Origin of the sequence: Bacillus sp. 22475, from assembly GCF_052044835.1 — a bacterium.
Taxonomy (GTDB): domain Bacteria; phylum Bacillota; class Bacilli; order Bacillales; family Bacillaceae_G; genus Bacillus_A; species Bacillus_A cereus.
In genome coordinates, this window is record NZ_JBQENW010000103.1 from 1 (window position 1) to 409 (window position 409).

Sequence of the window (409 nt, forward strand, 5' to 3'; positions counted from 1 at the left end):
GAATTTTTTCTGCTAACTTCTCTTGGGACATATTATCCCGTTTACGAAAATATTGTATTTGTCTACCAATGTTCATCTATACATCTCCCTTAAGTTTGAGGTTAAGTTAAAGGCTAATTAAAGACTACCAAATTTCTTTATAATAACGTGATTCTAAGGTGTAAAAATCTTTTATCATGCTATTCTCCCCTGTTTTTGGGTGTGAGTGCTGGCTCGTCGTGTGGGGGCGAAACCCCACATAGCGTTAATTCCATATAGAAAAAGAAGAATACCTTGAACGGAAGAACTGGCGATTCGGCTGGTATAATCGTTGATCCAAGTCGAGCAACTTAACCCCGTTTTTGGTCTGTTCGGCTTGGCGAAAGCTAAAAACCAGCCGAAAAAAGTTCCGCAAGGACAGAAAAAAAAA

The 409-nt window shown here is 38.9% G+C and carries 1 pseudogene; it reads right to left on the bottom strand.

Annotation, left to right across the window (positions count from 1 at the left end):
• Positions 1 to 76 (bottom strand): annotated as a pseudogene (locus ACTJJY_RS32115) (XRE family transcriptional regulator); the annotation flags it as partial.
• Positions 77 to 409 lie beyond the last annotated feature (333 nt).